This window comes from Nguyenibacter vanlangensis (genome assembly GCF_013376155.1).
In the GTDB taxonomy this organism is placed as follows: Bacteria; Pseudomonadota; Alphaproteobacteria; order Acetobacterales; family Acetobacteraceae; genus Gluconacetobacter; species Gluconacetobacter vanlangensis.
In genome coordinates this window covers 1-5,069 of the sequence record NZ_JABXXP010000180.1, presented here as the reverse complement: position 1 = coordinate 5,069, position 5,069 = coordinate 1, and the positions used below count along the sequence as shown (strand labels likewise).

Below are 5,069 nucleotides of genomic sequence, written 5' to 3'. Positions count from 1 at the left end.
CAGCCGGTCTCACGCCTGCACGAACTCCTCCCCTGGAACTGGAAAGCCTCAACACAGCCCCATCATACCAACGTCGCATGAACACGCCCGCGTCTCTCGCCGGATGCTTACTAAGATACGATGCTTCTGGTTCAAGCTTCGATATTCTTGAAGGATTTCTTGCCAACGTCTCCGGTCTTGTAAATTTGATCCAATTTAGAATGGGGAATTGCGGGTGGTGAGAAGGCTTTCTATCGACTAGTATATTCGATGATGATCGCAGATAAACGAGGAATAAGTCGATGGAAAACATTGAGAAATCGGATTTGATTGCTAAGATTAAGGCGATTGCAGATCACGGGGACATGTCGGATCTTGAATTCATTGCAAAAATCCTGCATGTCACATTTTCCAATCATTTTGAATACAAGACTTCCATGCGCAGCGGGGCTGGCGAAGGGTTCCATGCTGAAAGGTGCAGCGGGCAGCCAACTGACATGGGTCTCTACCCGTTACAGGCTACGTCTATACGGGTCTACGGAAAGACTCCGTCCACCCCGCTGCAACGAGCCTCCCTCTCAATTGTGATAAAATCTGATTACTTCTCATTAACCCCACAGGAAGTAACAACGATCCTAAACGTATCGCCAGGGGCTGAGCATGTCGGAATGGTAAACCCGATTAACTCTGTAAAATGGGATCTTGGAGAAATGTTTCCGGGTCGCGATTTTGTTTTAAAAAGTTTTTATCGGAGAGAGAATAATTTTATATCAAATGTGATTTTTGTTCAAAAATATATTTCTTATGAACGAGTGTTAAAATGTCGATTAGAAACCTTGACTTAAATGCACGGCATTCTAAACTAACCAGTTGATGATGCAGTGGGAATTCTTGGCCGCCTAGCCCAATTTAGAATGGGGAATTGCGGGTAGTGAGTGCCCTTTTGGAAATTCGATATGACGGGTTTTCGAGAGGTGCGAGGCGTGATTCAAGCTAGAATGTGGACGCCAGAGCAGCGAGGGCGGATGGCTGGGATCACGCGCAAGACGAAACGCTATCCGTCTGACCTGACCGATAAGGAATGGGATCGTATATTGCCGCTGATGCCGCCTGCGCACCAGCGTGGCCGGAAGCGGACAACGGATTTCCGTGAGATCATCAATGCGCTGCGTTATCTTGTTCGTTCAGGCTGCGGGTGGGAGATGCTGCCGGTTCATTTTGGTCCATGGCAGACGGTTTACTGGTGGTTCCGCAGGCTGATGCGCCGTTTTCTGTTTCAGACCATCCATGACGTTGAAGTTATGCTCGACCGGGAGCAGGCAGGTCGCGAGGCCAATCCCTCAGGCAGTGCCATCGACAGCCAAAGCATCAAGGCGCCCCATGCGGAAGTCTGGGGTTATGACGCAGGCAAGAAGATTATCGGTCGCAAGCGTCACACCTCAGTTGATACGGATGGCCGGCTGCTTCTGGTCAAGCTCACTTCTGCCGATATTTCAGACAGTGCAGGCGGCCAGATGATCCTTGATGCCATCCGTAAACGCTGGCCGTGGGTGAAGTATCTGTTCACAGGGCCTATGATCGCTTGCAATTGATGGATAAGGCTGCCTTTCTCGATTTCGCGGTTGAGATCATCCGGCGGTCAGATACGGCAAAAGGGTTCGAAGTTCTCCCGCGTCGATGGGTGGTTGAACGAACATTTGGCCGGATGATCCGCTGGCGTCGCCTTGTAAAGGACTACGAACAGCGGATCGACGTCGCAGAAGCCATAATCCACATCGCCTTAGGTGGCATCATGCTACGTCGAAACGCTCATCCTTGAATTTCCAAAAGGGCTCTGAGAAAACTTTCTATCGACTAGTGTACTCGCTAAACTGGTTCTATGCATTGCGATAATGACCACAAATAGATTAGGAATAAGTCGGTGAAAAATGTTGACAAGTCGGATTTGATTGCTGGGATTGAGGCGATCGCAGATCATAGGGACATGTCGGATCTTGAATTCATTGCGGAAGCATTAAATGTTACATTCTCAGATCCAATAGAATCTACGGCTACCATGCGCCGTGGAGCCGAGAAGCTATATTGCGAAAGGTTCATCGGTAAAGCAATAGAAGCGAAGCGTTATTCGATATATGTTAGATATAGTCGAATCTATGGTAAAATTAAAACGACTCCACTCAAACAAGCATCTCTTGTAATTTCCCCGGACTCTTCGGTTTTTTCTCTAACTGCACAGGATTTGATCGATTCTCTAAATGACCCTACCGGAGAAATAAGTGTTGGTATGGTAAATCCTATAGATACTATCGAGTGGAAATTTAATCCCCTCTCGCATGTTTATGAATTTTATTTACATTGTTCATATTTACGAAATACCAATGTGGTAACAACTCTATTCTTTACTCAAGATTTTCTATAAAATTGTAGGTAATAGAAATGTCCATTAGTGATTTTTACTTAAATGCGCTGCTTTCTGGTCTAAGTTGATTCGATAACGAAACATTATTGGAGATACATACGATCTTACAATTCAGTTCTACGTTGATGGATGAGCTGGGGAAGTTCGCAGATGTCAACGGAATCTTTCAATCTTCTGCGCCCGGAGTATTCTATCAAGCAAATAATGAAAAATACGTTATAAACATTAATCCAAACCAATTTTCACTTGAAATAGAATCCCTTCCGCCGGATGTAACTGATACAAATCCGCGAACACTTAGTCTTGCTGAACAGGTGGTCGGGGCGCTGGCGCATCATCAGCTACCTTTTATCCCCGCTTAGCCGCGCTGTTCAAGATGCTGGAAGAAAAAGATGAGCGAGGGGGGGGGCGCAGGATCGCTTCGCGGCCGCGTAGCAACGGCATCTCTCGGGGGCGGCATCTTGGATCTGTTGCAAATGGGGAGGAGCGAGCCATGACAGAAGCGGGGTCGCACGAGATTTCACCGGTTACTCTTCATTTTGCCGGACAACTTACGATTGATACGCTTAGCTAAGGGATTGCGTTGTCTCCGGACAGGGACTTTTGGTGCCGCCTATTTGGATGTGAATAACAATGTGATCATCGCGCCAGTTCTCGGTATGGCGTGGGAGAAAGGTAATTGTTAAATTAGATAAGAGACGATGCTTCTGGTTCAAGCTTCGATATTCTTGAAGGATTTCTTGCCAACGTCTCCGGTCTTGTAAATTTGATCCAATTTAGAATGGGGAATTGGGGGTGGTGAGAAGGCTTTCTATCGACTAGTATATTCGCTAAATTGGTTCTATGCATCGCGATGATGATCGCAGATAAACGAGGAATAAGTCGATGGAAAACATTGAGAAATCGGATTTGATTGCTAAGATTAAGGCGATTGCAGATCACGGGGACATGTCGGATCTTGAATTCATTGCAAAAATCCTGCATGTCACATTTTCCAATCATTTTGAATACAAGACTTCCATGCGCAGCGGGGCTGGCGAAGGGTTCCATGCTGAAAGGTGCAGCGGGCAGCCAACTGACATGGGTCTTTACCCGTTACAGGCTACGTCTATACGGGTCTACGGAAAGACTCCGTCCACCCCGCTGCAACGAGCCTCTCTCTCAATTGCCATAAAACCTGATTACTTCTCATTAACTCCGCAGGAAATAACAACGATCCTAAACGTATCGCCAGGGGCAGAGCATGTCGGAATGGTAAACCCGACTGACTCTGTCGAGTGGGATCTTGGAAAAATATTTCCTGGTCGCAGCTTTATTTTAGAAAGCTCCTACGAAAGGAGGAATAATTTTATATCAAATATGATTTTTATTCAGAAATATCTTTAGTATGAACGAGTGTTAAAATGTCAATTAGCAACTCTGCCTTAAATATGCTGCTTTCTGGGCTCACCGGTTTTGATGATGCGACGAAAGCCGAAATGGCAACCATTATTCAATTCAGTCCCACGTTGATGGATCAGCTAGAATCATTCGCTACCGCCGACGGTGAATTACAGTCTTCCGGTGTTGGTGTAACTTACCGTGCAACAAAAAATAGCTTTGTAATTAACATTAACCCTGACCAATTTACTGTCGATATGGAGGCCTTGCCACCGAAGGTGATTGACGCGACTTCACGAACACTTAGCCTTGCTGAACAGGTGGTCGGGGCGCTGGCGCATGAGTTGGGACATTTCTCTGATCTGCAGGAGCTTCAGACGATCCCGACAAATTTTGACCTCAATAACCCACTCGACGGACAATTATTTGTCGCATTTGGTTTGAATTCAGAGGGTAAGGCATTATATAATGAAATTATAGCACAAAATGAAATTTATCAACAAAGCAATGGACTGTATCTTACTGGCGTGCTTCTTCCTGGGTACAACCTGGATCAAGTTCAACAGATTGTCGACACGGCATTGGCTGCGTCAACGGAAGCCAATGCGCTGCCCGCCTTGGTGAGTATATATAAGAATCTTACACCATCAATGAATCTTGATGGGAACAACGGGACACAAACATATCTGGAAAAATTTCAGAGCACATGGGCGACGGGTCTGGGCGGGACACCGGGGGCCACTCTCTGTTCGCCTGTTCCGGCTGGGTTAAATTTGGAATCGATTGAACTTTCTACTATTACCTCTGATGCATTGGGCAATGTTAGCGGTTATATTCTTTCCGCAATAAACGCAAGCACGGGACAAACTGTAAACATACAAATCACGTTTGGGAGTCAAAATTCATCTGGGATTGCCTATCAGACCGGTATCGTAACGTATCCTGATGGAAGCACACAGAATTTTCTGCAAGCCTATCAAAATGGCGGTGACATAAGTTCAGGAAATTATGCGTATATTGATTTGTATGGAAATAACAATAAAATATCCGACGATTCAGCGAATGTGCAAGTGCTAACGGTAATCGGTGCCGGAAATTCTGTCAACGAAGCATCCAGCAGGGTATTACAGGTCGGCATCTCGAACGGTACCATCACCGAAAACAACGCCGATGTGCTGACGGTCACGGGCGGTGGAAACACGATCTACACCGGTCCGGACGAGGCGCTGGAAGTCAACGGCACCAACGGCAGCTACGACAACATCCATGGCGGTAACGATGCCGCCGGGGC

At 46.5% G+C, this 5,069-nt stretch carries 6 protein-coding genes and 1 pseudogene; all 7 read left to right on the top strand.

Annotated features, from left to right (window positions below):
* On the top strand, window positions 1–221 hold a 221-nt coding region (locus HUK84_RS22840; protein WP_218064307.1), incomplete at its 5' end, for a hypothetical protein.
* 60 nt (window positions 222–281) lie between these two features.
* Complete coding sequence (locus HUK84_RS10055) at window positions 282–824, top strand: hypothetical protein (protein WP_176640170.1); 543 nt, start codon at window positions 282–284, stop codon at window positions 822–824.
* A 153-nt stretch (window positions 825–977) separates the two neighbouring features.
* Window positions 978–1,798: pseudogene (locus HUK84_RS10050) on the top strand (IS5 family transposase).
* Window positions 1,799–1,900: 102 nt separating this feature from the next.
* Complete coding sequence (locus HUK84_RS10045) at window positions 1,901–2,398, top strand: hypothetical protein (RefSeq protein ID WP_176640169.1); 498 nt, start codon at window positions 1,901–1,903, stop codon at window positions 2,396–2,398.
* A 125-nt stretch (window positions 2,399–2,523) separates the two neighbouring features.
* Window positions 2,524–2,760 carry a hypothetical protein gene (locus tag HUK84_RS10040; RefSeq protein ID WP_176640168.1) on the top strand — a complete coding sequence of 79 codons (237 nt, stop codon included), beginning with the start codon at window positions 2,524–2,526 and terminating at the stop codon, window positions 2,758–2,760.
* A gap of 523 nt (window positions 2,761–3,283) precedes the next feature.
* A complete protein-coding gene (locus HUK84_RS10035; RefSeq protein ID WP_176640167.1) occupies window positions 3,284–3,784 on the top strand; it encodes a hypothetical protein in 501 nt (166 codons plus the stop codon).
* 17 nt (window positions 3,785–3,801) lie between these two features.
* On the top strand, window positions 3,802–5,069 hold a 1,268-nt coding region (locus tag HUK84_RS10030; protein WP_176640166.1), incomplete at its 3' end, for a hypothetical protein.

Coding starts and splice junctions, on each gene's coding strand:
- HUK84_RS10040 (WP_176640168.1), top strand. CDS start 2,524: ATGGATGAGCTGGGGAAGTTCGCAGATGTCAACGGAATCTTTCAATCT.
- HUK84_RS10035 (WP_176640167.1), top strand. CDS start 3,284: ATGGAAAACATTGAGAAATCGGATTTGATTGCTAAGATTAAGGCGATT.
- HUK84_RS10055 (WP_176640170.1), top strand. CDS start 282: ATGGAAAACATTGAGAAATCGGATTTGATTGCTAAGATTAAGGCGATT.